Origin of the sequence: Nocardiopsis sp. NPDC058789 (genome assembly GCF_042745575.1) — a bacterium.
Lineage (GTDB): Bacteria > Actinomycetota > Actinomycetes > Streptosporangiales > Streptosporangiaceae > Nocardiopsis > Nocardiopsis eucommiae.
On sequence record NZ_JBHYOW010000004.1, the window covers coordinates 390,812 to 412,208 of the forward strand.

The 21,397-nt window shown below is 70.9% G+C and carries 22 protein-coding genes, 1 tRNA gene and 1 riboswitch; of the genes, 8 read left to right on the forward strand and 15 right to left on the reverse strand.

What is annotated here, in order from left to right; genetic code table 11:
- Nucleotides 1–76 precede the first annotated feature (76 nt).
- A complete protein-coding gene (locus ACFW3L_RS07700; protein ID WP_378737531.1) occupies nt 77–967 on the reverse strand; it encodes a penicillin-binding transpeptidase domain-containing protein in 891 nt (296 codons plus the stop codon).
- 205 nt (nt 968–1,172) lie between these two features.
- A riboswitch (glycine riboswitch) is annotated at nt 1,173–1,274 on the forward strand.
- 140 nt (nt 1,275–1,414) lie between these two features.
- Here ACFW3L_RS07700 and gcvT point away from each other — a divergent pair.
- The 5 genes from gcvT to ACFW3L_RS07725 all read left to right on the forward strand — a co-directional run bounded on the left by gcvT (nt 1,415) and on the right by ACFW3L_RS07725 (nt 7,401).
- Complete coding sequence (gcvT, locus tag ACFW3L_RS07705; RefSeq protein WP_378737533.1) at nt 1,415–2,530, forward strand: glycine cleavage system aminomethyltransferase GcvT; 1,116 nt, start codon at nt 1,415–1,417, stop codon at nt 2,528–2,530.
- A gap of 160 nt (nt 2,531–2,690) precedes the next feature.
- Entirely contained in the window at nt 2,691–3,071 is a 381-nt protein-coding gene (gcvH, locus tag ACFW3L_RS07710; RefSeq protein WP_378737535.1) for a glycine cleavage system protein GcvH, read from the forward strand.
- Between the two features lies 1 nt (nt 3,072).
- Nucleotides 3,073–4,341, forward strand: coding sequence for a serine hydroxymethyltransferase (gene glyA / locus ACFW3L_RS07715; protein ID WP_378737537.1), 1,269 nt, complete (start codon nt 3,073–3,075; stop codon nt 4,339–4,341).
- 83 nt (nt 4,342–4,424) lie between these two features.
- Nucleotides 4,425–5,837 carry an L-serine ammonia-lyase gene (locus tag ACFW3L_RS07720; protein WP_378737539.1) on the forward strand — a complete coding sequence of 471 codons (1,413 nt, stop codon included), beginning with the start codon at nt 4,425–4,427 and terminating at the stop codon, nt 5,835–5,837.
- A 298-nt stretch (nt 5,838–6,135) separates the two neighbouring features.
- Nucleotides 6,136–7,401, forward strand: coding sequence for a hypothetical protein (locus ACFW3L_RS07725; RefSeq protein WP_378737541.1), 1,266 nt, complete (start codon nt 6,136–6,138; stop codon nt 7,399–7,401).
- 234 nt (nt 7,402–7,635) lie between these two features.
- Here the strand turns inward: ACFW3L_RS07725 and amaP are convergent, their stop codons facing one another.
- From amaP to purU, 8 genes are all read right to left on the reverse strand, one after another.
- Nucleotides 7,636–8,226, reverse strand: a complete 591-nt coding sequence (amaP, locus tag ACFW3L_RS07730) for an alkaline shock response membrane anchor protein AmaP (protein ID WP_378737543.1) — start codon at nt 8,224–8,226, stop codon at nt 7,636–7,638.
- A 2-nt stretch (nt 8,227–8,228) separates the two neighbouring features.
- A complete protein-coding gene (locus ACFW3L_RS07735; RefSeq protein ID WP_378737545.1) occupies nt 8,229–8,834 on the reverse strand; it encodes a DUF6286 domain-containing protein in 606 nt (201 codons plus the stop codon).
- Nucleotide 8,835: 1 nt separating this feature from the next.
- Nucleotides 8,836–9,201: a hypothetical protein gene (locus ACFW3L_RS07740; RefSeq protein WP_378737547.1), complete on the reverse strand. Its 366-nt coding sequence runs from the start codon at nt 9,199–9,201 to the stop codon at nt 8,836–8,838.
- A 14-nt stretch (nt 9,202–9,215) separates the two neighbouring features.
- Nucleotides 9,216–9,389, reverse strand: coding sequence for a hypothetical protein (locus ACFW3L_RS07745; RefSeq protein WP_017546417.1), 174 nt, complete (start codon nt 9,387–9,389; stop codon nt 9,216–9,218).
- A gap of 30 nt (nt 9,390–9,419) precedes the next feature.
- Complete coding sequence (locus ACFW3L_RS07750) at nt 9,420–9,734, reverse strand: hypothetical protein (protein ID WP_378737549.1); 315 nt, start codon at nt 9,732–9,734, stop codon at nt 9,420–9,422.
- Nucleotides 9,735–9,736: 2 nt separating this feature from the next.
- Nucleotides 9,737–10,213: an Asp23/Gls24 family envelope stress response protein gene (locus tag ACFW3L_RS07755; protein WP_378737551.1), complete on the reverse strand. Its 477-nt coding sequence runs from the start codon at nt 10,211–10,213 to the stop codon at nt 9,737–9,739.
- Between the two features lie 40 nt (nt 10,214–10,253).
- Entirely contained in the window at nt 10,254–10,457 is a 204-nt protein-coding gene (locus ACFW3L_RS07760) for a CsbD family protein (RefSeq protein WP_378737553.1), read from the reverse strand.
- A gap of 297 nt (nt 10,458–10,754) precedes the next feature.
- Nucleotides 10,755–11,642 carry a formyltetrahydrofolate deformylase gene (gene purU, locus ACFW3L_RS07765; RefSeq protein ID WP_378737556.1) on the reverse strand — a complete coding sequence of 296 codons (888 nt, stop codon included), beginning with the start codon at nt 11,640–11,642 and terminating at the stop codon, nt 10,755–10,757.
- 181 nt (nt 11,643–11,823) lie between these two features.
- Here purU and ACFW3L_RS07770 point away from each other — a divergent pair, with 181 nt between their 5' ends.
- Nucleotides 11,824–13,047: an alanine racemase gene (locus ACFW3L_RS07770; protein WP_378737558.1), complete on the forward strand. Its 1,224-nt coding sequence runs from the start codon at nt 11,824–11,826 to the stop codon at nt 13,045–13,047.
- A gap of 106 nt (nt 13,048–13,153) precedes the next feature.
- On the opposite strand, the gene ACFW3L_RS07775 is transcribed toward ACFW3L_RS07770, so the two are convergent.
- Nucleotides 13,154–13,552, reverse strand: coding sequence for a DUF3618 domain-containing protein (locus tag ACFW3L_RS07775; RefSeq protein WP_378737560.1), 399 nt, complete (start codon nt 13,550–13,552; stop codon nt 13,154–13,156).
- 16 nt (nt 13,553–13,568) lie between these two features.
- The gene (locus tag ACFW3L_RS07780) at nt 13,569–14,666 is read right to left on the reverse strand and encodes a CDP-alcohol phosphatidyltransferase family protein (protein WP_378737562.1); all 1,098 of its coding nucleotides are present in this window, start codon (nt 14,664–14,666) and stop codon (nt 13,569–13,571) included.
- A 326-nt stretch (nt 14,667–14,992) separates the two neighbouring features.
- On the opposite strand from ACFW3L_RS07780, the gene bcp reads away from it, so the two are divergent.
- Both bcp and ACFW3L_RS07790 read left to right on the forward strand, forming a co-directional pair.
- Complete coding sequence (bcp, locus tag ACFW3L_RS07785; protein WP_378737564.1) at nt 14,993–15,475, forward strand: thioredoxin-dependent thiol peroxidase; 483 nt, start codon at nt 14,993–14,995, stop codon at nt 15,473–15,475.
- 78 nt (nt 15,476–15,553) lie between these two features.
- Nucleotides 15,554–15,627 (forward strand) — tRNA-Leu (locus tag ACFW3L_RS07790).
- 93 nt (nt 15,628–15,720) lie between these two features.
- On the opposite strand, the gene ACFW3L_RS07795 is transcribed toward ACFW3L_RS07790, so the two are convergent.
- From ACFW3L_RS07795 to ACFW3L_RS07810, 4 genes are all read right to left on the reverse strand, one after another.
- A complete protein-coding gene (locus ACFW3L_RS07795) occupies nt 15,721–16,875 on the reverse strand; it encodes a serine/threonine-protein kinase (RefSeq protein ID WP_378737640.1) in 1,155 nt (384 codons plus the stop codon).
- A 344-nt stretch (nt 16,876–17,219) separates the two neighbouring features.
- Nucleotides 17,220–18,566: a M16 family metallopeptidase gene (locus ACFW3L_RS07800; RefSeq protein WP_378737566.1), complete on the reverse strand. Its 1,347-nt coding sequence runs from the start codon at nt 18,564–18,566 to the stop codon at nt 17,220–17,222.
- A 40-nt stretch (nt 18,567–18,606) separates the two neighbouring features.
- The gene (locus tag ACFW3L_RS07805) at nt 18,607–19,950 is read right to left on the reverse strand and encodes a M16 family metallopeptidase (RefSeq protein WP_378737642.1); all 1,344 of its coding nucleotides are present in this window, start codon (nt 19,948–19,950) and stop codon (nt 18,607–18,609) included.
- A gap of 737 nt (nt 19,951–20,687) precedes the next feature.
- Nucleotides 20,688–21,368 (reverse strand): hypothetical protein, encoded by a 681-nt coding sequence (locus ACFW3L_RS07810; protein ID WP_378737568.1) that lies wholly within the window; start codon nt 21,366–21,368, stop codon nt 20,688–20,690.
- Between the last annotated feature and the right edge of the window lie 29 nt (nt 21,369–21,397).

The window sequence follows — 21,397 nt, forward strand, 5'->3', positions numbered from 1 at the left end:
TCTGGTCGTCTCACGGGCCGAAAGGACCCGAGAAGCAATGTCGCCCCCGGCGGCCCCGGGCAGCCCCTCGCCGTTCCTAGGCGGCCGGGAGGACGTCCAGGGCGACCAGGAGCTCACGGCCCAGCGACTCGCGCAGGTCGGCGTCCTCCTGGTCCTCGACCTCCAGACGGAGCGCGAAGGTGTGCAGGTCGGAGCCCTGCTCGACCCAGCCCACCCACCAGCCGGGCACCGGGTCCACGTCGACGCCCAGGCCGGTCCGGCCGAAGAGCTGGTGGTGCGGTCCCTCCTCGACCAGGAGCAGGTCGCGCAGCGCGCGCTGGTGCTGGACGTCCACGGGCAGTTCCTCGCGGGCGAGTTCCGCGACGAAGGTGGCCTGCTCCAGCGCGGAGATCTCCAGGGGGCCCTCCAGCCAGAAGCGGTCCGTAGCCCCTTCCTCGCCCACGTTCCGGTTGCCGTAGTCGAACCGGTCCACCCAGGTGGACATCCGGTCGTACCCGATCCGGTCCGCGACCTCCTGGTGCACCGGGACGTCGGAGGTGGGCAGGGCCTCACGCAGGCTCAGCTCGTCGCCGGACTCCGGGGAGATCACCTCGTCCACGTCGGACACCTCGCCGGTCTGGAGGGCGATCAGCGTGTTCGGCAGCTTGAAGGTGGACGCGGGCACGGCGCGCTCGTCCGCCTGGTCCGGGTTCACGACGACGGCGGACCGGTCACCGGCGTCGAAGAGCACGAACGTCCCCTTCACCCCGGCCTCGGCGAAGACCGCCTCCAGGTCCTCACGCTCCACGGTCTGCACGTCGCCCAGCTGTACGGGGTTGCCGACGGTGCCCTGGGCGGGCTCCGTGTCGTCGGTCGCCGCGCAGGCGACCCCGCCGAACAGGGTGAGGGCACAACCCGCCGCTCCGAGGGCGAAACGGCCGGGGGCGTGCCCCGGCCTCCCGGGAGCGTGTTCGGTGTCGGTACGCACTCGTCTCCTCCACAGGGCTGTCCGAAGGAACGTCCACCCACAAAGCTAGGGCATGCACGGTGGTCACACACCACGCTTCGTGACCTCGGCGGACCGTGTCGCGAAGGTCGTCCCGGCCTGTCTGAGCCGGGGTGGCGCGGTCGTCCACAACCGCCCGGGCAGTCTTGGGCGCCCCAGTTCTCCGCTGCTAGGCTGAGTGTGTTGCTGACCCCGTACGGGAGAGTGTCCGCGTATCCAGCGTGGGCCGCCGAAGGAGCAATCCCTCCCCGAAGACAACCTCTCAGGCACAGCGGACCGTACGGGCGAGACCACTCTGGAAAGCAGGGACGCGTTCCCTCGCCGAAGGTGCAAACCACGCCGAGCGCGCGGTGAAGCTCTCAGGCACCCATGACAGAGGGGGAGGATGGCAACGCCTTACGCACGACACCCATCCTCTCGGGAGTGCCCATGTCAGAGTCCGCGACCGCGCCGCGTCTCACCGCGCTGCACAAGATCCACGAAGAGGCCGGGGCGACGCTCGTCGACTTCGCCGGATGGCTGATGCCCCTCCGCTACAGCAGCGAGACCGCCGAGCACACCGCCGTCCGTGAGGCCGCGGGGCTGTTCGACCTCTCCCACATGGGCGAGATCCGGCTGACCGGCCCGCAGGCAGCCGAGGCCCTCGACCACGCCCTGGTCGGCTTCCTGTCCAAGGTCAAGGTCGGCCGCGCCCGCTACACCATGATCACCGCCGAGGACGGCGGGGTCCTGGACGACCTCATCGTGTACCGGCTCGGCGAGGACGAGTACCTGGTCGTGGCCAACGCGGCCAACGTGCCCGTGGTCGCCTCCGCCCTGGCCGAGCGCGCCTCCGGCTTCGACGTCGAGGTCGCGGACGAGTCCGCCGACTACTCGCTCATCGCGATCCAGGGCCCGCGCGCGGTGGAGATCCTCGCCCCGCTCACCGACGCCGACCTGGACGACATCCGCTACTACGCGGGGTACGAGCACACCGTGGCCGGGGTACCGGTCCTGCTCGCCCGCACCGGCTACACCGGCGAGGACGGGTTCGAGATCTTCGTCCGGCCCGCCGACCGCGCCCCCGAGGTGTGGGCGGCGCTCATGGCCGAGGGCGCCCCGCACGGGTTGGTCCCGGCCGGTCTCTCCTCCCGCGACACCCTCCGTATGGAGGCCGGGATGCCGCTCTACGGCCAGGAGCTCTCGGCCGACCTCACCCCCTTCGACGCCGGACTGGGCCGCGTGGTCAAGCTCGACAAGCCGGGCGACTTCGTGGGCCGCGCCGCGCTGGAGGAGGCCTCGCGCACCGCCCGTGGTCGGCGTCTGATCGGCCTCGCCTCGCGCGGCCGCCGTCCGCTCCGCAAGGGCCAGGACGTCCTGCGCGACGGCACCGTCATCGGAGTCACCACCAGTGGCGCCCCCTCCCCCACCCTGGGCCGCCCCATCGCCATGGCCTACGTGGACGGCGACCTCGACACCTCGACCGGCGCGTTCACCGTGGACGTGCGCGGACGGGGCGAGGACGTCGACGTGGTCGAGCTGCCGTTCTACCAGCGGCAGTCGTAGGAAGCGGGGCCGCCACCGGCGGACCCGAGAACCTGCACGCCCCGCGCGGCCGGATCCCCACGAGGGACCGGCACGGTCGGGGCGTGGCCAGGCGTAGGCCGGGCCGGGTCGCCGTACGGGCGCACGGCAGACAAATGGAACACCTCCAAGGAGAGTTGAAGTGAGCGTTCCCACGGAGCTGGGTTACACCGCCAAACACGAGTGGATCGCGGTCAGGGACGGGGTCGCCACCGTCGGGATCACGGCCTTCGCCGCCGAGTCGCTGGGTGACATCGTCTTCGTCGAGACCCCGGCGGTCGGTGACGAGGTCACCGCCGGCGAGACCGCGGGCGAGGTGGAGTCCACCAAGTCCGTCAGCGACATCTACTCCCCCGTCACCGGAGAGGTCGTGGAGGTCAACGAGGCGCTCGAGGACGCCCCCGAGACCATCAACTCCGAGCCCTTCGAGGGTGGCTGGCTGTTCAGGGTGCGCTTCTCCGAGCAGCCCGCGAACCTGCTCTCCGCCGAGGAGTACACCAAGCTGACCGAAGGCGAGAACTAGCATGACCAGCGACAACCTTCTCAACCAGACCCTGGGCGAACTCGACCCGGAGGTCGCGGCCGCCGTCGACGCCGAACTGGCGCGCCAGCGCGACACCCTGGAGATGATCGCCTCCGAGAACTTCGCCCCCCAGGCGGTCCTGGAGGCCCAGGGCACGGTCCTGACCAACAAGTACGCCGAGGGCTACCCCGGCCGTCGCTACTACGGCGGCTGCGAGCACGTCGACGTCGTCGAGCAGCTGGCGATCGACCGCGCCAAGGAGCTGTTCGGCGCCGAGCACGCCAACGTGCAGCCGCACTCGGGCGCGCAGGCCAACACGGCCGTGTACTTCGCGCTGCTCAAGCCGGGTGACACCATCCTGGGCCTGGACCTGGCCCACGGCGGTCACCTGACCCACGGCATGCGGATCAACTACTCCGGCAAGATCCTCAGCGCCGTGGCCTACCACGTGCGCGACGAGGACGGCACCGTCGACTACGACGAGGTCGCCGCCCTGGCCAGGGAGCACCAGCCGAAGATGATCGTGGCGGGCTGGTCCGCCTACCCGCGCCACCTCGACTTCGCGAGGTTCCGCGAGATCGCCGACGAGGTCGGCGCGCTGCTCATGGTGGACATGGCGCACTTCGCCGGTCTGGTCGCGGCCGGACTGCACCCCAACCCGGTGCCGTTCGCGGACGTGGTCACCACCACGACCCACAAGACGCTCGGCGGCCCGCGCGGCGGGATGATCCTGTCCAGGGCCGAGCTCGGCAAGAAGATCAACTCCGCGGTCTTCCCCGGCATGCAGGGCGGACCCCTGGAGCACGTGATCGCGGCCAAGGCGGTCTCGTTCAAGGTCGCGGCGAGCGAGGAGTTCGCCGAGCGCCAGCGCCGCACGGTGGCGGGCGCCCGCATCCTCGCGGAGCGGCTCACCCAGCCGGACGCCTCCAAGGTCGGGGTCAAGGTCCTGACCGGCGGCACCGACGTCCACCTGGTCCTGGTCGACCTGGTCGACTCCCAGCTCAACGGGCAGGAGGCCGAGGACCGGCTGCACTCGGTCGGGATCACGGTCAACCGCAACGCGGTCCCGAACGACCCCCGGCCGCCGATGGTGACCTCGGGCCTGCGGATCGGGACCCCGGCCCTGGCCACGCGCGGGTTCGACGAGGGTGACTTCGCCGAGGTCGCGGACGTCATCGCCGAGGCGCTCAAGCCCGAGTTCGACGAGGCCGCCCTGCGCGACCGGGTCACCGCTCTGGCCGCCAAGCGTCCGCTCTACCCGAACCTGTAGCAGTCCCCGCCGTGTGGGCCGCGCGGGCCCACACGGCGCCGGTCACCACGGCCCCACCCCTGTGCTCAACGAGGAGGACAGCCATGGCCATCAGTGTCTTCGACCTGTTCAAGATCGGTATCGGTCCGTCGAGTTCCCACACCGTCGGTCCGATGAAGGCGGCTCGGACGTTCGTGTCCGGCCTGCGCTCCGAGGACCTCCTGTCGCGCGTGACCCACGTGCGGGCGGAGCTGTACGGCTCACTGGCACTCACCGGCAAGGGGCACGGCAGCGACACCGCCGTGATCCTGGGGCTGATGGGGCACACCCCCGAGGGCGTCGACGTGGACGCCGTCCCCCGCCTCGTGGAGGGGGTCCGGTCGGACCGAAGACTGTTCCTGGGTGGCCCCGAGGGCCCGGCGGTGGACTTCGACCCCGCCGTAGACGTGGACTTCCGCCGCAGGGAGAGCCTGCCCGACCACCCCAACGGGATGCGTTTCCTGGCGCTGGACGCCTCCGGCGCCGAGGTGGCCGCGAAGGTGTACTACTCGGTGGGCGGCGGCTTCGTCGTGGACGAGAGGGCCGCGGGCGCCGACCGGATCAAGGCCGACGACACCGTCCTGCCCCACCCCTTCTCCTCCGCCGAGGAACTGCTGGAGCTGTGCGAGCAGACCGGCATGTCGATCAGCGCGCTGATGCTCGCGAACGAGCAGGCCTTCGGGCGGACGCCGGACCAGATCCGGGAGGAGCTCCTGGAGATCTGGACGGCGATGCGCCAGTGCGTGCGTCGCGGCGTGTCCACCGAGGGCAGCCTGCCCGGGGGCCTGAAGGTGCCCCGCCGCGCGCACCGGCTCTACCGTCAGCTGGGCGGCAACTGCGACGAGCACGGGCTGCTCGCCCCCACCCACGTGGACCCGGACCCGATGCGCGGCAGCGACTGGATCACGCTGTACGCGCTGGCGGTCAACGAGGAGAACGCCGCGGGCGGACGCGTGGTGACCGCGCCGACCAACGGCGCCGCCGGTATCGTCCCGGCGGTCCTGCACTACTACCTGCACTTCAGCCCGGGCGCGGGCGACGAGGGCGTGGTCCGCTTCATGCTGACGGCGGCGGCCATCGGCATCCTGTTCAAGCAGAACGCGTCGATCTCCGGTGCGGAGGTGGGCTGCCAGGGCGAGGTGGGTTCGGCCTCCTCCATGGCCGCGGCCGGTCTGGCCGAGGTCCTGGGCGGCTCCCCCGCGCAGGTGGAGAACGCGGCCGAGATCGCGATGGAGCACAACCTGGGGCTGACCTGCGACCCGATCGGCGGCCTGGTGCAGATCCCCTGCATCGAACGCAACGCGCTCGCCTCGGTCAAGGCGATCAGCGCCACCCGTATGGCCCTTCGCGGCGACGGCAGCCACTTCGTGAGCCTGGACAAGGTCATCCGGACCATGCGCGACACCGGCCGCGACATGCACGACAAGTACAAGGAGACCAGCCGAGGCGGCCTCGCCGTCAACGTCATCGAGTGCTGAGCCAGTGCCGGGAATGTCCTGGTTCATCCCCTGGTTGTACGGGGGGCACGGCCGATGACCGGGCTCGAGCTCCCACCCGCTCGCCCTCGTCGGTCGGCACCCCGGGTCTGGTGGCTTGAGCTCCGCTCGCCACCAGACTCGCCCCTTCCTGGCCGGTTCCGGCCACCCGGAGGGGTCACGGATCACCAGCGGTCCGCCGCTTTCCGGCGCGCTCCCGCGAGAAACACGTGACCGTCTCCGTCACCATTCCCCCCGCTCCGGGAATTCGCCCGGACGACCCGTGGTATAGATTTCGGCCGTGACCTCCAGAACCATTCCCCCCGCCCTCCGAGTGCTCGCCCCCGCGGCCGCCCTGGCCCTGGTGCTCTCCGGCTGCGGCCTCCTCAGAACAGAGGAACCCGCTCCCACGGAGCCCGGGGAGAGCGCTTCCGAGGAGACGGAGGCACCCGACACCGAGGAGAGCGGTCCCGCCCGCGAGAGGTCCACGGGGTCGGGCTCGCTGGCCGCCCCGGGCATCCTCACCGCGGAGTGCCAGCCCGGCTGGCTGGAGTTCACCCTCCGCTCCCCCGAGGACGCCCGGGAGATCACCAGCGTCCGCTTCGACACGGCCGAGGCCGTCCACGCCGAGTCCGACGACCTCTCCCACGGTCGTGCGGTGGAACCGCAGAGCCTCTCCCTGGAGACCTCCTGCGACACGGGCGCGCCGTCCCTCTTCCCCGAACGCGGCCTGGTCCTGGGCACCTTCGCGGAGAGGGTCGACGGCGTCGCCGTCACGGGGTTCGGGGTCATGGCCGAGGACGGCACGTTCACGGCGCTCAGCCCCGCCCCCGAGGACGCCGGCTCCGAGGGCCCGGCCGACCACCTGCACCCCGTGGCCGACCCGGAGCGGGACAGGATCGTCTTCGTGTCGGAGACCGGTGAGAGCGAGGACGTCGTCCGGGCCCTCGACCTGGAGAACGGCGAGTTCACCGACCTCGGCACCTGCGACACCCAGCAGATGTGCGAGCACCTCACGGTCATGCCCGGTCTGGACAGGGCCGCCATCGACGACGGCCAGAGCACACCGATGGCCGTGGTCCTCGACGGCTCGACGGTGGTCCAGAACAACGACCTGGGGCTGTCCTTCTTCGACATCGGGGACCAGGCCGACGACGACGTGGTCGACCTGACCCTCAACTTCCTCAACAGGGACCGCACCACCGAGGTGGACGTCGACGCCAGCGGCACCGTCCGGGCCCTCGACGCCAACACCCTGCTCTTCGACGACGAGGTGCTGAGCGTCCTGGAGTTCACCGAGACCACCCTCGAGGGCTACGAGGAGGAGAACTCCACCACCCCACGGAACCTGTGGGAGCCCCTGCCGGTCGATCGGACGCTGTCCCCCGACGGCGACGGGGTGAACTCGCACGTCGTGCCCTCTCCCGACGGCGGCGAGGTCCTCTTCCGCAACGAACCCCAGAGCGGTCCCGCCAGCTGGTACAAGGTGCCGACGGACGGGTCCGGCGCCCCGGAGGAGCTTTCCGAGATGCCCGGGAACGTCTCGACGGTCATCAGCTGGCGATGAGTCCCATGAGCGCACAGGTGGCCGCCAGCCTCCACGTCGCTTTCGGCCTCCCACCGATTCTCGTGGAAAGCACGGCCATTCTCACGTCGTTCCCATAACTCCCGATCGAGCCAGAACATCGAAACAGGTCCACCTCGGTATTGGCTCAAGGAAGTAGTCCCGCACTGGACTGACCGGCACACACGGAAGGGGGCGGCGCTTCCGGCGCCGCCCCCTTCCCGTTCGCGGGGTGGCTCAGGCGAGACTGCGCCGGGGGTTCCTGGCCGGAGCGGTCATGGACATCCGGATGACGGCGGGGACCTGGTCGAGTTCGAGGGCGCCGCGCAGGTTGGTGATGGCCTCCGAGCGGACGCGCCGCCAGATCCCCGCCACGTCGGCGTCGTCCTCCAGGGTCAGCGCCAGCCGAAGGTGGGGGTGGTCGCCCGACTCCGTGAGGCGGGCACGGGCCCGACGCACCCCGGGATAGTCGGCGACCTCCTGCTCCAGGGCGCCCCGGGCGGCGCTCTCCGGCATCTCCACGTTGCCCGCCTCGTCGCGGGCGAGGTACAGACGGCCCACAGTGTCGTTCATGCCCTGCACCATCAGCCAGCGCAGGGCCAGGAACCCGGCCACGAACGCGACGGCCACCGCCACGTAGGGCACCCACTGCTGGGCGAGCACCGCGTTGGTCCGGTCCCCGAGCAGCGGGGTGGCGGCGAGGTCCCCGCCGAGGAGCCCCCGTCCGACGGCCAGGGCCGCGAGGCCCGCCGCCAGCAGGACGACTCCCACGATCACCAGGCCCAGGCGGTTGCCCCGGGCCGACCTTCGAGACCTGTCCCGCGCCATGGTCAACCCTCCGCGTATCGAACGTGCGTGGCGATCCGCATGCTGCGCAGCGGCGCCAACTCCTCCAGCCGGTGCTCCACGGCCGAGGTGACCTCGGCGGGCAGCCCGTGCGAGTCACGCATCCCGGTGCGCACGTGAACCCGGAGCCGGTTGCCGCGCACGGCCACGTGCACGTGTTCGACCCCGCTCACGTCCTGAGCGGCGGACGCCACCGCCCGCCTCAGCGCGGGCCGGGTCAGGCCGACGACCAGCGCCGGGTCGTCGGTACGCAACGCGGTCCACCGGCTCCGCCCCGGGGCCAGCGCCACCACGATCAGGGCCAACCCGATCAGCGCCAGGACCGCCGAGGCGATCTGCACCGACGGTTCGGACCAGGTCGTGGCGGCGGCGTAGTCCGTGGCCGGGCCGACCGGGATCAGCCGCAGCGGATTGCCCGCGAGCGCGGCGATCACCTCGGCCGCGGCGACCACGGCCACCACCAGGATCAGCAACCCGGTGAGGACCGCCGGCCAGGACCTGCGTGGTCGGAACGTGTGGACGGCGACCCGCTTGGCGCGGCGGTCGATCCCCTGGCTCGGACGCGCGAGCGCCTCTTCCACAGTGGTCATGTCAGCGCACCAGCTCCGCGATCTCGATGTCGATGTGGTGGACCTGTTTGCCGGTGATCCGCTCGACCCGGTCCTTGACGTGGCCGCGCACCTCTTCGGCCACCTGGCGGGCGGGCCTCGGGTAGCGCACCCCGACCCGCAGCCTCAGGAGGACGATCTCCCCGCTCACCCTGGCGCGAGCCGCCCTCGACCGCACGGCCCGTGCCCCGGCGACCTCCCCGACGGCCCTGGCCGCCACCTTCTCGATGGCGGCCCCGGGAATCTCCGTGCGGCCTCCGGGGTCCCGGACCCGGGTGTGCCTCCCGGGCTCCCCCTCGGGGGCGTGCCCCCGCTGACGAGGGACGGTGTCACTGCGAACCCCGACCACGACCTCACCCCTGTCTACGCCGACCGCCGTGTGAACATCTCGGCGAGGTCGATCTCACCCTCCATCGCCCGGCCCGCGACGAACCCGACGAGGCCGAGGACCAGTACCAACGCGAAGGCGGGGAACCCGCCGAACGCCGCAGCGAGCCCGAGTACCGTCCCGTAGGACAGTCCGACGATGGGCCACATGGCTACCCCCTCTAATCCCTGCTTGTAGGTCTAGCTGGCGGTGCGTGTGCCGTCTCCGAGCCCGGCGACCACGTCCTCCACGGACACGTGGACGGCGCGGCCGCCGGACAGCGGGGCCAGGCCCCGGCGGATCTCGGCGGCGACCTCCGGTAGCGGTCGCCCGTAGCGGAGGACCACACCGACCTCGACGTGGTCGTCCCGCACGGCCACCCCCCGGACCCGTCCCCCCGGCACCGCGGTGCTCAGGGTTCCGAAGGATCCGGAGGACAGTTCCACCACGTCGGAGAAGCGCAGCGCGCCCTCCGCGAGAGCCCGTGCGATCGCGCCCCGGTCGTCGCCGCCCACGGCTACTGGACCCTGGGCTCGGAGTCGCCGCGGTCGGCGGACTCGTCGTCCCCGGGCAGGTGGATGTCGTCCACCCGGATGTTGATCTCGGTGACCTCCAGGCCCGTCATCCGCTCGACCGCGTGGGTGACGTTGCGCCGTACCGCGGCGGCGAGGTCCTGGATGGCGGCCCCGTACTCGACGACCAGGTCGATGTCGACGGCGGCCTGGCGTTCCCCCACCTCGACGGAGACGCCCTGCGCCACCGACCCGGAGGAGCTGCCGCCGCTCACGGCGTCGCGCACCGCACCGACCACGCGCGCGGCCCCGCCGCCCATGGCGTGGACGCCGCCGATCTCGCGGGCCGCCATACCGGCGATCTTGGCCACGACGCCGTCAGCGATCTGGGTGTGCCCCTGCTCGTGCCTGCTATCGGAGTCGCGGCCGCCCTTGGACTCACGGGCGCTCGGTACCGCGGATTCGGTCTTGATGTCCGACACTGGTCCCCCTACGCAGTGCGAAAAGCCGTTCTGGACGCCGCTACTTCTTCTTGAAGACGCCCTTGATCTTGTCCTCGGCCTTGTCCTTGAGGTCCTCGGCCTTGTCCTTCGCCTTGTCGGCGGCGTCCTTGGCCCCGGACTTGGCCTGGTCGAACTTGCCCTCGGCCTCGGTGCCCTTGTCGCCGGTGACCTTGCCGAGGGCTTCCTTGCCCTTGCCGGCGGCGTCGTCGAAGTGCTTGCCCATGAGTGTCCCCCTGATCAGAGCCGTTACGGCTCAGGGTTGTCAGTCCGAAACCCGTGTCGCCCCGGTCGGGACGACCGGAACGGTTTCGACCTCATCACACCTTATACGCACGCTATGTAGCCAACAAGACACTTGGAGTCATGATTTGCAGGTCAGAAGGGTAACGGTGTCACCATCCTTGCCCCAAAACCACTTCCGGAACCCCGGCTGGGCTGGAAAAACGTCAGGGGCGCCCGTAGGCACCCCTGCGTCCGAAATCGTGTCGCGCCGCCACGCCGCCGGGCCGGGCGGCGGCTCCTAGCCGAAGATCACCGTCTTGTCCCCGTTGAGCAGGACCCGTCGCTGGGCGTGCCAGTTCACGGCGCGCGCCAGGGCCACGGACTCCAGGTCCCGGCCGATCGCGGTGAGCTGCTCCGGGCTGTGGGTGTGGTCGACCCGGGAGACCTCCTGCTCGATGATCGGGCCCTCGTCCAGGTCGGCCGTGACGTAGTGGGCGGTGGCGCCGATCAGCTTCACCCCGCGCGCGTGCGCCTGGTGGTAGGGCCGGGCGCCCTTGAAGCTGGGGAGGAAGGAGTGGTGGATGTTGATGATGCGCCCGGACATCTTGGTGCACAGCTGCTCGGAGAGCACCTGCATGTAGCGGGCCAGCACCACCAGGTCCACGTCGTAGGAGTCGACCAGCTCCAGGACCCGGCCCTCCTGCTCACCCTTGTTCTCGGGGGTGACGGGCAGGTGGTGGAAGTCCACGCCGTAGGAGTCGGCCAGGAACTCCAGGTCGGGGTGGTTCGAGACCACCGCCGCGATGTCGATGTCCAGCAGGCCGCTGCGCTGGCGGTACAGGAGATCGTTGAGGCAGTGCCCGAACCGCGACACCATGACGATCATGCGCGGGCGCACGTCCCGCGCCTGGAGGTCCCACTCCACGAACGAGCCGCCGTCGCCGCCGCCGAACCCACCGGCCAGGGACGCGAAGGCCCCGCGCAGGGCGTCCTCGCTGACCGCGCCCGCGGGCCCCGCCTCCGCCACGAACTGGGTCCGGAGGAAGAAGCGACCGCTGAAGTGGTCGCCGTACTGCTGACTCTCGGTGATGTTGCACCCGTGGTCGGCCAACAGGTTGGCCACCGCCGCGACGATACCCCGGCTGTCGGGGCAGGAGAGGGTCAGGACGTACTCGCGCTCGTTCATGAAAGGAAACAACTCCCGGGGTCGACCGGCTGATCAGCCGTGACGCCCCAGGATATCCAGCGTGTGGCACCCACGGGGCCGCCCTCCGGGTATCCCGCGTCACCGCTCCTGACCGGAAAAGCACGAAATCGGGCCCTCCGGACAATATGAAGCTCATTCATGTTCTGGCATCCTCGGGAACATGACGAGACTGCGTGAGAAGTACGAGGCCGCGACGCGCGACATCCAGGCCCCCTTCGCCATGGTCGACCTGGCCGCCTTCCGCGCCAACGCCGCCGACCTGACCCGCCGCGCCCACGGCCGTCCCATCCGGGTGGCGAGCAAGTCCGTACGCTCCAGGGCACTCCTGCGCACCGTCCTCGGCCTGCCCGGGTACGAGGGCGTCATGGCCTTCACCCTCCCGGAGGCGCTCTGGCTGGCCACCGGCGACACCGAACCGCTCAGCGACGACATCCTCGTCGCCTACCCCACGGCGGACACCGACGCCCTGGCCGAACTCGCCTCCTCACCGGCCGCCGCCCGCGTCATCACCCTGATGGTCGACGACACCGCCCACCTCGACCTCATCCGCGACGCGGCGGCACGGGCCGACCGCGCTCCCGACGCGCCCCCGATCCGGGTCTGCCTGGACATCGACACCAGCTGGCAGCCGCTCGGCTCCGGCCTGCGCGTGGGCGCCTACCGGTCCCCCGTCCGCACCCCCGCGCAGGCCGCCGCGCTGGCCCGCGCCGTCGTGCGCCGCCCCGAGCTGGAACTGGACGGGATCATGGCCTACGAGGGGCAGATCGCGGGAGTGGGCGACGCGCCCCCCGGCCGTCCCCTGTACGGGCGGGTCCTGCGCGCCGTCCAGCGCCGCTCCGCCGTCGAACTGGCCAGACGAAGAGCCGCGATCACCCGTGCCGTCCGCGGCGTCGCCGTGCCCCGTTTCGTCAACGGCGGCGGCACCGGCAGCCTCCACACCACCGGGCGCGAACGCGCGGTGACCGAGCTGGCCGCCGGGTCGGGCCTCTACCAACCGCACCTGTTCGACCAGTACCGGGCGTTCCGGGGCCGTCCCGCCGCCCTGTTCGCCCTGCCCGTCGTCCGCCGACCCGCGCCGAACGTGGCCACCGTCCTGGGCGGCGGCTACCCGGCCTCCGGCCCGGCCGACGCCCACCGTCCCCCGGTCCCCCATCTGCCGTCGGGGCTCTCCTACAGCCCCACGGAGGGAGCCGGGGAGGTGCAGACCCCGCTGATCGGTGAGGCCGCGCGCGAGCTCCGTGTCGGTGACCGCGTGTGGATGCGCCACGCCAAGGCCGGGGAGCTGTGCGAACGCTTCGACACCCTGCACCTCGTCGACTCCGACACCGGGACCTACGAGGGAGCCGTCCCCACCTACCGGGGCGAGGGCCGGACCTTCCTCTGATCCCGCGCCCGGACGACGGCGCACCACACGACGACGGGGCCCGCGCGAGAGTTCGCGCGGGCCCCGTCCTCACGTTCGGTGCGGTCCGGGAACGGCCCGGACGCGGCTACTTCCTCCTGCGGCGGACCGCCCAGGCGACGACGCCCACCGCGACGACCGTACCCACCCCGGCCATGAGGATGAGCGCCTCCGGGGGCAGCTGGCCGCGCGACTGGTAGGTGGTCACCACCTTGTCGTCGCCCTTGACCACGATGCTGCCCTCCTCGGGGTGCACCAGGCGGCTCTCCACTCGCACGGCGCCGCCGCCGAACACGAGCGCACGCGCCTCGTCGAAGATCCGGGTCCCCCGGTCCTTGGCCCGGTCGATCTGCCGCCGGGCGATGTTGGCCGGTCGGGCCTGCACGCTGAGCTCGTCCAGCGTCTCCGCCAGCCGACGCTGCTCTCGGGTGATCTCGGCCTGGAGTTCGGCGGGGGTCTGGCGCGGTTCGGTCTCGTGTCCCGTCATGGGGTGCCTCTCTTCACTAGCGCACGGTTGTCTGAGAGTCCGAGTCCGAGCCGGTGTCCCGACCCTGTTCCTCCGCGCCGTCGAACGGACCGGAGAATCTCAGCGCGCCATCGATTCCGTCGACCACGCGGAAGAAGTCCCGCGTGGACAACCACAGTTTATAGATGATGGCGATCTCGAAGGCGAGCAGCAAAACGCCCACGAACGCGGTGATCCAGCCGATCACCGGCGGCCCGAAGACCACCGCGGCGACCGGCGCCACCACGAAGACCGCCATCTGGAACTCGATCCCGCCCACCAGGTGGGTCCGGACCCGACGAGCGTTGAGCGCCGCCCAGAAGCGCTGGTACCAGGGGAAACGCGTACGGAACTCCTGGTGCAGGTCCACCTTGGGCAGTGTCAGGTCCGGCTGCTTCCCGGCGGTCCGCTGGTTGCGCGCCTCCCGCTCGTTCTGGCTGCGCAGGATCTGCTCCAGGACTCCGATGCCGTGCCGCAGCACCGCCTGCTCGCCGCCGTCGCTCATGGTGCGGCCGCCGCCACCCGTCGCGTCGCCGGTGGCGTCGCGCTCCGGCTCCAGCATGGACAGGGTGGCGCGGGCCCGCTCCAGGGCCGCCGCCAGGTGCGAGCGCATCTCACGGCGGACCTTGTACACCTGGAGGGCGTTCAGGTAGCGCAGCATGTCCAGGAAGACCACGGCCAGCGCCAGCCAGACGAACGCCACGTGGCCGGTCTCCCGGAACTGGCCGCCCATGAGGGCGACCACGCACACCAGGACCCGGAACCGGTCCGAGACGTAGTCCATCCAGGCTCCGAAGAGCGACTCCGAGCCGGTGAGGCGGGCCAGCTTGCCGTCCGTGCAGTCCACGAGGAAGCAGGCGTAGTAGAGCAGCGCTCCCAGGAGCAGGAGCTGCCAGTAGCCGAACGCGAAGCACACGGCCGCGCCCAGACCGAGGAAGAGGGCGACGACGGTCAGCTGGTTGGGGGTGACGGCCGTCCGGTTGGCGAGGAGTCGCACGAGCCGGACCGCGATCGGGTCGACCAGGTACACCGTCAACCAGGAGTCGCGTTCCTTGAGGGTACGAGCCCTGACCTCGTCGAGTGTGTATCCAGGCATCGTGACGAACTACTCCCAAAGCGAAGCGGATGTGTCCCGGTCCGTGGCCGTCGGACACACCATCGGGTCACGGGCGACCCGCGCACGCTGCGCCATGTCCCAGAGGACGACCAACCTATAGCACAGGCTCAACAATAGGTGATCGAACCGTTGGTCGATCCCAAAGCGGATGAACCGAACCGGAATCGCAACCGAAGATCATCCGCCCGGACGACCAGCGCCGACGAACCGGCCCTCCCGGCGCTCAGGCGGATCTCGTACTGTGAGGCGTGAAACGACGCGGACCGTCGCACGCGGTCCGCCAGCAGCAGACAGGAAGACACAACGTGAGCGACCCCATCCGCCTTGAGCCCGGCGACCAGGCACCCGACTTCACCCTCAGCGACGCCGACGGCCAGCCCGTCACCCTGAGCAAGGTCCTGGCCGACACCGGCAAGAGCGTCGTCCTGTACTTCTACCCGGCCGCCATGACTCCCGGGTGCACCACGCAGGCCTGCGACTTCCGTGACAACATCGCGGAGTTCGCCGCCGCCGGGTTCACCGTCCTGGGCGTCTCCCCGGACACCTCCGAGAAGCTGGCCCGGTTCAGGGAGCAGGAGAGCCTGACCTTCACCCTGGTCGGCGACCCGGACAAGGACACCCTCCGCGCCTACGGCGCCTTCGGCGAGAAGAAGAACTACGGCCGCGTCGTCCAGGGCGTCATCCGCTCCACCGTCATCGTGGGTGCCGACGGCAAGGTGACCAAGGCCTTCTACAACGTGAAGGCGACCGGCCACGTGGACCGCGTCAAGAAGGAACTGGGCGTCTGAGTCCGCCGACCGGCCGTCCGGAGGCCACGGGCCCCGGACGGCCGGTCGAGTCCCCGATCCCGGTAGAGTGACCCCGTCGGGGCCGTAGTCCAACGGCAGGAGACGGCAGCTTTAGGTGCTGTACAGTGCGGGTTCGAATCCCGCCGGCCCCACTCCCCCCGGCGTCCCCTCGGCGGGGCCCGTGGGACCCAGGAACGACCAGAGGCGCGCGAACCCGTTCGCGCGCCTCTTCGTGTGTGCGGTGGTCACAGGCCGAAGAGCGCCCACACGACCAGGGCCAGCAGGGCGACCACGCCCAGGACCACACCGGCGGCCACGGTCAGGTGGCTGCGCTCCGAGTGCTTGCCCGACTTGGTCAGGCCCAGCGTCTCCGTGGACTCGCGGATCGACAGCATGATCGAGTTCACCGCCTCGGGGCTGTTGCGCAGCCGCTCGCTGATGGACTCGGCCAGCACGTGCGCGCCCGCGCGGAAGTGCTCCCGCGCCGACTCACGCTCCTCCGGTTCGGCGGAGTCCTCACCTCCGGCGGCGGCCTCAGCGGTCCGTTCCGCGTCGGTGCGCTCGGGCGCCCACGGGGCCAGGGCCGCGATCCGCAGCATCTTGGCGGCGTTCTCCGCGCTCAGCCGCTCACCCGGCTCGACCCGCAGCATCCCCGCGAGCACCGGGGCGAGCGGACCGGCGTTGGTGGCCTCTTTGGGCTCGTCCAACGGCTCCTGACGGAGGATCTTGATGTAGCCCTTGCGGTCGTAGGGCGGGTAGCCCTCGACCGCCGCGTACAGGGTCGCGCCCAGGGACCAGATGTCGGACTCCGGGCCCACCGGACCTGCCTTGGCGCGCTCCGGCGGGATGTAGGCGGGCGAACCGATGATGCGTCCGGAGGCGCTCAGCGCGGACTCGCCGTTCCAGGCGGCCAGGCCGAAGTCGGTCAGCACCACCCGGCCCGCCTCGCTGATCATGACGTTGTCGGGCTTGACGTCGCGGTGGACGATGCCCTCGTTGTGCGCCACCTTGAGCGCGTCGATCAGCTGGAGCCCTATCTCGGCCACGCGCTGGTAGGGCAGCGGGCCACCGACCTGGATGATCTCCTCCAGGGTGGAGGCCTCCAGCAGCTCCATGACGATCCACGGCCGCTCGTCCTCGTCCACGACGTCGAGGACGGTGACGAGGCTGGGGTGCACCAGGCGCCCGGCGACCCTGGCCTCCCGCGTGGTGCGCTGGACCAGCGACTCGCGTTCGTTGCGACTCAGGTCCGAGGGCAGGCGGAGCTCCTTGACCGCCACCTCCCGCTTGATGACCAGGTCGGTGGCGCGCCAGACGGTGCCGACACCGCCGCGCGCGATCTCGGAGGTGAGCTGGTAGCGACCCTTGAGCAGCCGACCACCGCCCTCCGGCTCAGCCACGGCCGCCTCGGGACGCGCGGAGTCGGGCGACGTCTGGGGCCGCTGGGTGTGCGGGTCTTCTAGGGAGGACACGGTTATCCACGGGTCCATTCACCGGCCATGGTGGCCTCCTGCGGAGCATTGCGGTCGCTGTCACCACTTAGGTGCACGGATCACTCGTTATACCAGGATGACGCCGGGGCCACGCCGCTGGTTGTCTGATGGCTGACACATAGGTTCGGTTTCGTTATGTCCGAGGGAGAGCCGCGCATACCGTGACGAGGCTCTCCCCCTCCGATCCTTGACCCGGGCGGCACGCACGTGCACGTGCGTGCGCGCGTGCCCGCGCGGGAGGAGTCGGACGATCAGCTCCAGAGGGACTCGGGCGTGCGCACCTCGACCGGACCGACACCGGTCTTGGCCAGCGGTTCGCGCAGGCTGTCGGCGTCACCGACCACCACCACGACGGCTTCCTCAGGACGAAGGTACTCGACGGCCGCGGTGTTCAGGTCCTCGGCGGTGAGCTTCTCGTACCCGGCGCGGATGCGGTCCACGTTGTCGTCGGGAAGGTCGTGCACGACCATGTCGACCAGCGCTCCGGCCATGGCACGGGCCGTGGAGTAGGTGACCGGCAGGCCCACCGTGTTGGACTCGCGGACCGTGGACAGCTCGTCCTCGGTGACGCCCTGGTCGCGCAGCTTGTTCACCTGCTCCAGCGAGGAGGTGACCGAGTGCGCGGTGGTCCCTGCCTCGACCTGCGTGCTCATGAAGAACACGCCGCTGTCGCGGCGCAGGTCGAAGCGGCTCCCGGCGCCGTAGGTGTAGCCCAGGCGCTCACGCAGCTCCATGTTGAGGCGGGAGGTGAACATCCCGCCCAGGATCTCCCCGATGCCCTCGGCGCGCGGCAGGTCCACCTGCGAACGCGAGGGGGCGCGGTGGGCGATGACCAGGGCCGACTGCACGGAGCCGGGCCGGTCCACGATGAGCACGCGCGGCTGGTCGCCGGGCGGCGGGGCGGGCTCGGTGGTCTGGCGCTCGGGCGCGCGCGCGGCGTCGCCGAACACGATCCGGCCCAGCTCCTCCAGGTCCACGTTGGCGAGGTCGCCGACGACCACGAGGGTTCCGGCGACCGAGGCGATCGAGTCCGCGTGGAAGCGCGCGACGGTCTCGGGGGTGATGTTAGCCAGCTTGACCGGGCCGCCAGCGAGCGGCGTGGCGTAACGGCCGGTGAACAGCTGGCCGCCGAGGCTGCGCATGGCCAGCGTGGAGGCGGAGGAGGCGTCCAGCCAGAAGCGCTCCAGCAGCTGCTCACGGCGGCGTACGACGTCGTCGGGGTTGAGGGCCGGACGACGCACGGCGTCCGCGAACAGGTGGACGGCCTCACCGAGGCGGTTGGTGGGCGCGTCGAGGCCGGTGATGAAGCCGTCCCAGTTGACGCGCGCGATCCACTCCGCGCCGTGGCGCTCCAGGGCCGGGGCCAGGGAGCTGTTGCCACCGGGGCCGTCCTCCAGCGCCTCGCTGGTCAGCGCGCTGACACCCATGGCGTCCAGCGGTTCGACGGCACCGCCGAAGGGGTGCACGAGGCGGAGGGAGGCCAGCTGCTGGCCGGGCACGTCGAGGGCGACGATGGTGCCGCCGCCGACGGTGACCCGCCGGGGCTTGGGAAACGTGAAGGACGCGGGCGCGCCGAGGTCCGGGCGGTTCTGCTGCATGCTCTGCGGCTCTTTCTGCGGCTGGGCGGGAACGGGGCGGTTACGCCTGCTGGGCGTGGGCCGCGGCGTCGGCCTCGGCTTCCGCCTGGAGCGTCTCGGCGGCGGTCTCCGGTTCGGGGTCGAACCGGACGATCAGCATGTTGTCGTCGACGAGCAGGTTCGCGGCGGCGGCGCGGACCTCCTCGGCGGTGATGTCCGCCCAGCGCTCGGGCCAGGTGAAGGCGAGCTCGGGGTCGCCGAGCAGCTGGGTGCAGCTGCCGATGGTGTCGGCCAGGCCGGAGGGGCTGGCGATGGAGTGCAGGTGTTCGCGCTCCAGGACGGCGCGGGCCCGGTCGAGCTCCTCGTCGGTGATCCCGTTGCCGAGCTTGGCGACCTCCTCGCGGATGGCCTGCTCCAGGACGTCGCCCTCCACCCCCTCGCGGGCCAGCATGTTCACCAGCAGGAGGCTGTCGGTGTAGCGGAAGGGCAGGATGTCGGCGGAGCCGCCGCCGTCGTCGGCGGCGATCGGACGGTCCACGACCAGCGAACGGTACAGGCGGCTGCCCTGGCCCTGTCCGAGGACGGCGGCGGCCAGCTGGGCGGCGTCGTGGCCGCGTTCGCCGTAGGAGGGGACGCGGAAGCCGATGAACACCCCGGCGGCCGGGACGGTCTCCGTGACGGCGTCCCGCACGGGGCCGCCCAGGGGGGCGTGCAGCGCGGGGTCGGGGGTCTCGGGGATCTCCTCGCGTGCGGGGATACCGCCGAAGTACTTCTCGACCCTGGCCAGGACGTCCTCGGACGCCAGGTCGCTGACGATGGTCAGCACGCAGTTGTCCGGGCCGTAGTGCGCCTTGTGGAACGACTTGACGTAGTCCAGGTCGGCGGCGTCCAGGTCGGCCATGGAGCCGATCGTGGAGTGGTGGTAGGGGTGGCCCTCGGGGTAGGCCAGGCGCAGGATGCGCTCCAGGGCCGTGCCGTAGGGCTGGTTGTCGTAACGCTGGCGGCGCTCGTTCTTGACGACGTCGCGCTGGTTGTCCAGGACCTCCTGGGTCATGCCGTCGCGCAGGGTCGCCAGCCGGTCCGACTCCAGCCACAGGACGGTGTCGAGGGCGTGCGTGGGCACCGTCTCGAAGTAGTTGGTGCGGTCCGTCGAGGTGGAGGCGTTGATGTCGCCGCCCAGCCGCTCGACCACGTCGAAGTGCTCGCCCTTGGTGACGTTGCCGCTGCCCTGGAACATCAGGTGCTCGAACAGGTGCGCGAACCCGGTGCGGCCGGTCACCTCGTGCCGAGACCCGACCCCGTACCAGAGGTTGACCGAGGCGACCTGGCCGGTGGAGGCCGGAGCCGTCACCAGACGCAGTCCGTTGTCCAGCGTGTACTGCTCGACCCGTCCCGCCGTTCCCATGGTGGTCACCAGCGCATGCACCCCATCAAGTTCCGTTGACTGCTTCACCGAACACGACCCTATGTCCTCGGACCCCTTCCGGGACACACGATTCGGGCAATCCACGGGCGGAAACCCAGCCCCCTCCACGGAGCACGGAACCGGCCCCCGAGCCCCTCCAGATCCCGGGCACAGCGGTGAGCCCCACCCCGCACCTCAACCACAGGTGTGAGCCCTGACCTCGCACCCTCGCCACAGGCATGAGTCCCACCCACACGCCTCGCCGCAAGGGGGTGCCCCGTTCGAGCGCCGGAGAGCCCGGGCCTCAGCAGGAGCTGAGCCGCCAGCCTCCGCCACAAGCCTGAATGCTGCCCACACGCCTCGCCGCAAGGGGGTGCCCGTTCGAGCGCCGGAGAGCCCGTGCCTCAGCAGGAGCTGAGCCGTCAGCCTCCGCCACAAGCCTGATTGCTGCCCGCACGCCTCGCCGCTGGGGGGTGCCCGTTCGAGCGCCGGAGAGTGTTCTGCAAGACGAGTCAAGCCGCCAGCGAGGAACGAGCCAGGCGCAGACGAGGATGAAGAACAGCTCTGCAAAGGCGCCGAACCCGGGCCGAAGCGAAGCGGAGGCCCAAAGAAAACACGTCTGAACCCCAACCACAGGCATGAGTCCCCCCGCACCCCTCCGCCGCAAGGGTGTGCCCGTTCGAGCGCCCTAGAGCCCGGGTCTCAGCAGGCACAGTGCAAGAGGTACGCCCCCACCCCTACCCGTTCCGGTACTCCGTGGTGTCCATCGACGCGGCGATCTCGTCGTAGACGGCGCTGTACTGGGCGTCCACGGACCACACGTAGAGGAGCACGTCGCTCTCGGGCAGGAACCACATACGCACCTCGAAGGTGTCGTCGTTGTCGCAGGTGACGGTCCACAGCGAGTGGTGGGACTTGAGCCCGTCCGCGTGCTCGAAGACGTTGCCGGGCCCGGTGGTGAGGGTCGCGCCCTCGACCCCGATGTTGCCCGAGGCGGCGGTGTTGAGGCTGCGGCAGCTGTCGGTGTCGTCCGCCCAGCCGTCGTCGTCGTGGAAGGCGTCGTCCTTCTTGGGCCAGCTCTGCGGGTGCTTGTCGGCCTGTTTGGGGACGAGCTGGATCGAGCCGTAGGCGCAGGAGCTCTGTCCGGGCGGGGTCATGCACAGCTGGGAGCCGTCGTTCTGGACCTCCCACTCCTCGGGGGTCTCGATCGCCACGCCCATCACGTCGGCGGTGTCGAAGCCCTCCGGGCCGGGCGGTTCGATGGCGGGCATCATGCCGCTCTCGCCGCGCTCCAGTTCGATCCCGCCGGAGGCCTCGTCGGAACCGCAGGCGGTGAGCGCCAGCAGGGACGCCGCGGCGACCGCCGCGACGCGACCGACCCCCTGCCGGTGCCGAACCAGGTTCGTCGTGCCCGCCATGGTACGTTCCGCCCTTCTCGTACGGTCCC

Bases quoted from the DNA above. Each gene is read 5' to 3' on its own strand.
- gcvT (WP_378737533.1), top strand. From the start codon at position 1,415: ATGTCAGAGTCCGCGACCGCGCCGCGTCTCACCGCGCTGCACAAGATC.
- glyA (WP_378737537.1), top strand. From the start codon at position 3,073: ATGACCAGCGACAACCTTCTCAACCAGACCCTGGGCGAACTCGACCCG.
- ACFW3L_RS07720 (WP_378737539.1), top strand. From the start codon at position 4,425: ATGGCCATCAGTGTCTTCGACCTGTTCAAGATCGGTATCGGTCCGTCG.
- amaP (WP_378737543.1), bottom strand. From the start codon at position 8,226: ATGGCGCGGGACAGGTCTCGAAGGTCGGCCCGGGGCAACCGCCTGGGC.
- ACFW3L_RS07735 (WP_378737545.1), bottom strand. From the start codon at position 8,834: ATGACCACTGTGGAAGAGGCGCTCGCGCGTCCGAGCCAGGGGATCGAC.
- ACFW3L_RS07745 (WP_017546417.1), bottom strand. From the start codon at position 9,389: ATGTGGCCCATCGTCGGACTGTCCTACGGGACGGTACTCGGGCTCGCT.
- ACFW3L_RS07760 (WP_378737553.1), bottom strand. From the start codon at position 10,457: ATGGGCAAGCACTTCGACGACGCCGCCGGCAAGGGCAAGGAAGCCCTC.
- purU (WP_378737556.1), bottom strand. From the start codon at position 11,642: ATGAACGAGCGCGAGTACGTCCTGACCCTCTCCTGCCCCGACAGCCGG.
- ACFW3L_RS07770 (WP_378737558.1), top strand. From the start codon at position 11,824: ATGACGAGACTGCGTGAGAAGTACGAGGCCGCGACGCGCGACATCCAG.
- ACFW3L_RS07775 (WP_378737560.1), bottom strand. From the start codon at position 13,552: ATGACGGGACACGAGACCGAACCGCGCCAGACCCCCGCCGAACTCCAG.
- ACFW3L_RS07780 (WP_378737562.1), bottom strand. From the start codon at position 14,666: ATGCCTGGATACACACTCGACGAGGTCAGGGCTCGTACCCTCAAGGAA.
- ACFW3L_RS07800 (WP_378737566.1), bottom strand. From the start codon at position 18,566: ATGCAGCAGAACCGCCCGGACCTCGGCGCGCCCGCGTCCTTCACGTTT.
- ACFW3L_RS07805 (WP_378737642.1), bottom strand. From the start codon at position 19,950: ATGGGAACGGCGGGACGGGTCGAGCAGTACACGCTGGACAACGGACTG.
- ACFW3L_RS07810 (WP_378737568.1), bottom strand. From the start codon at position 21,368: ATGGCGGGCACGACGAACCTGGTTCGGCACCGGCAGGGGGTCGGTCGC.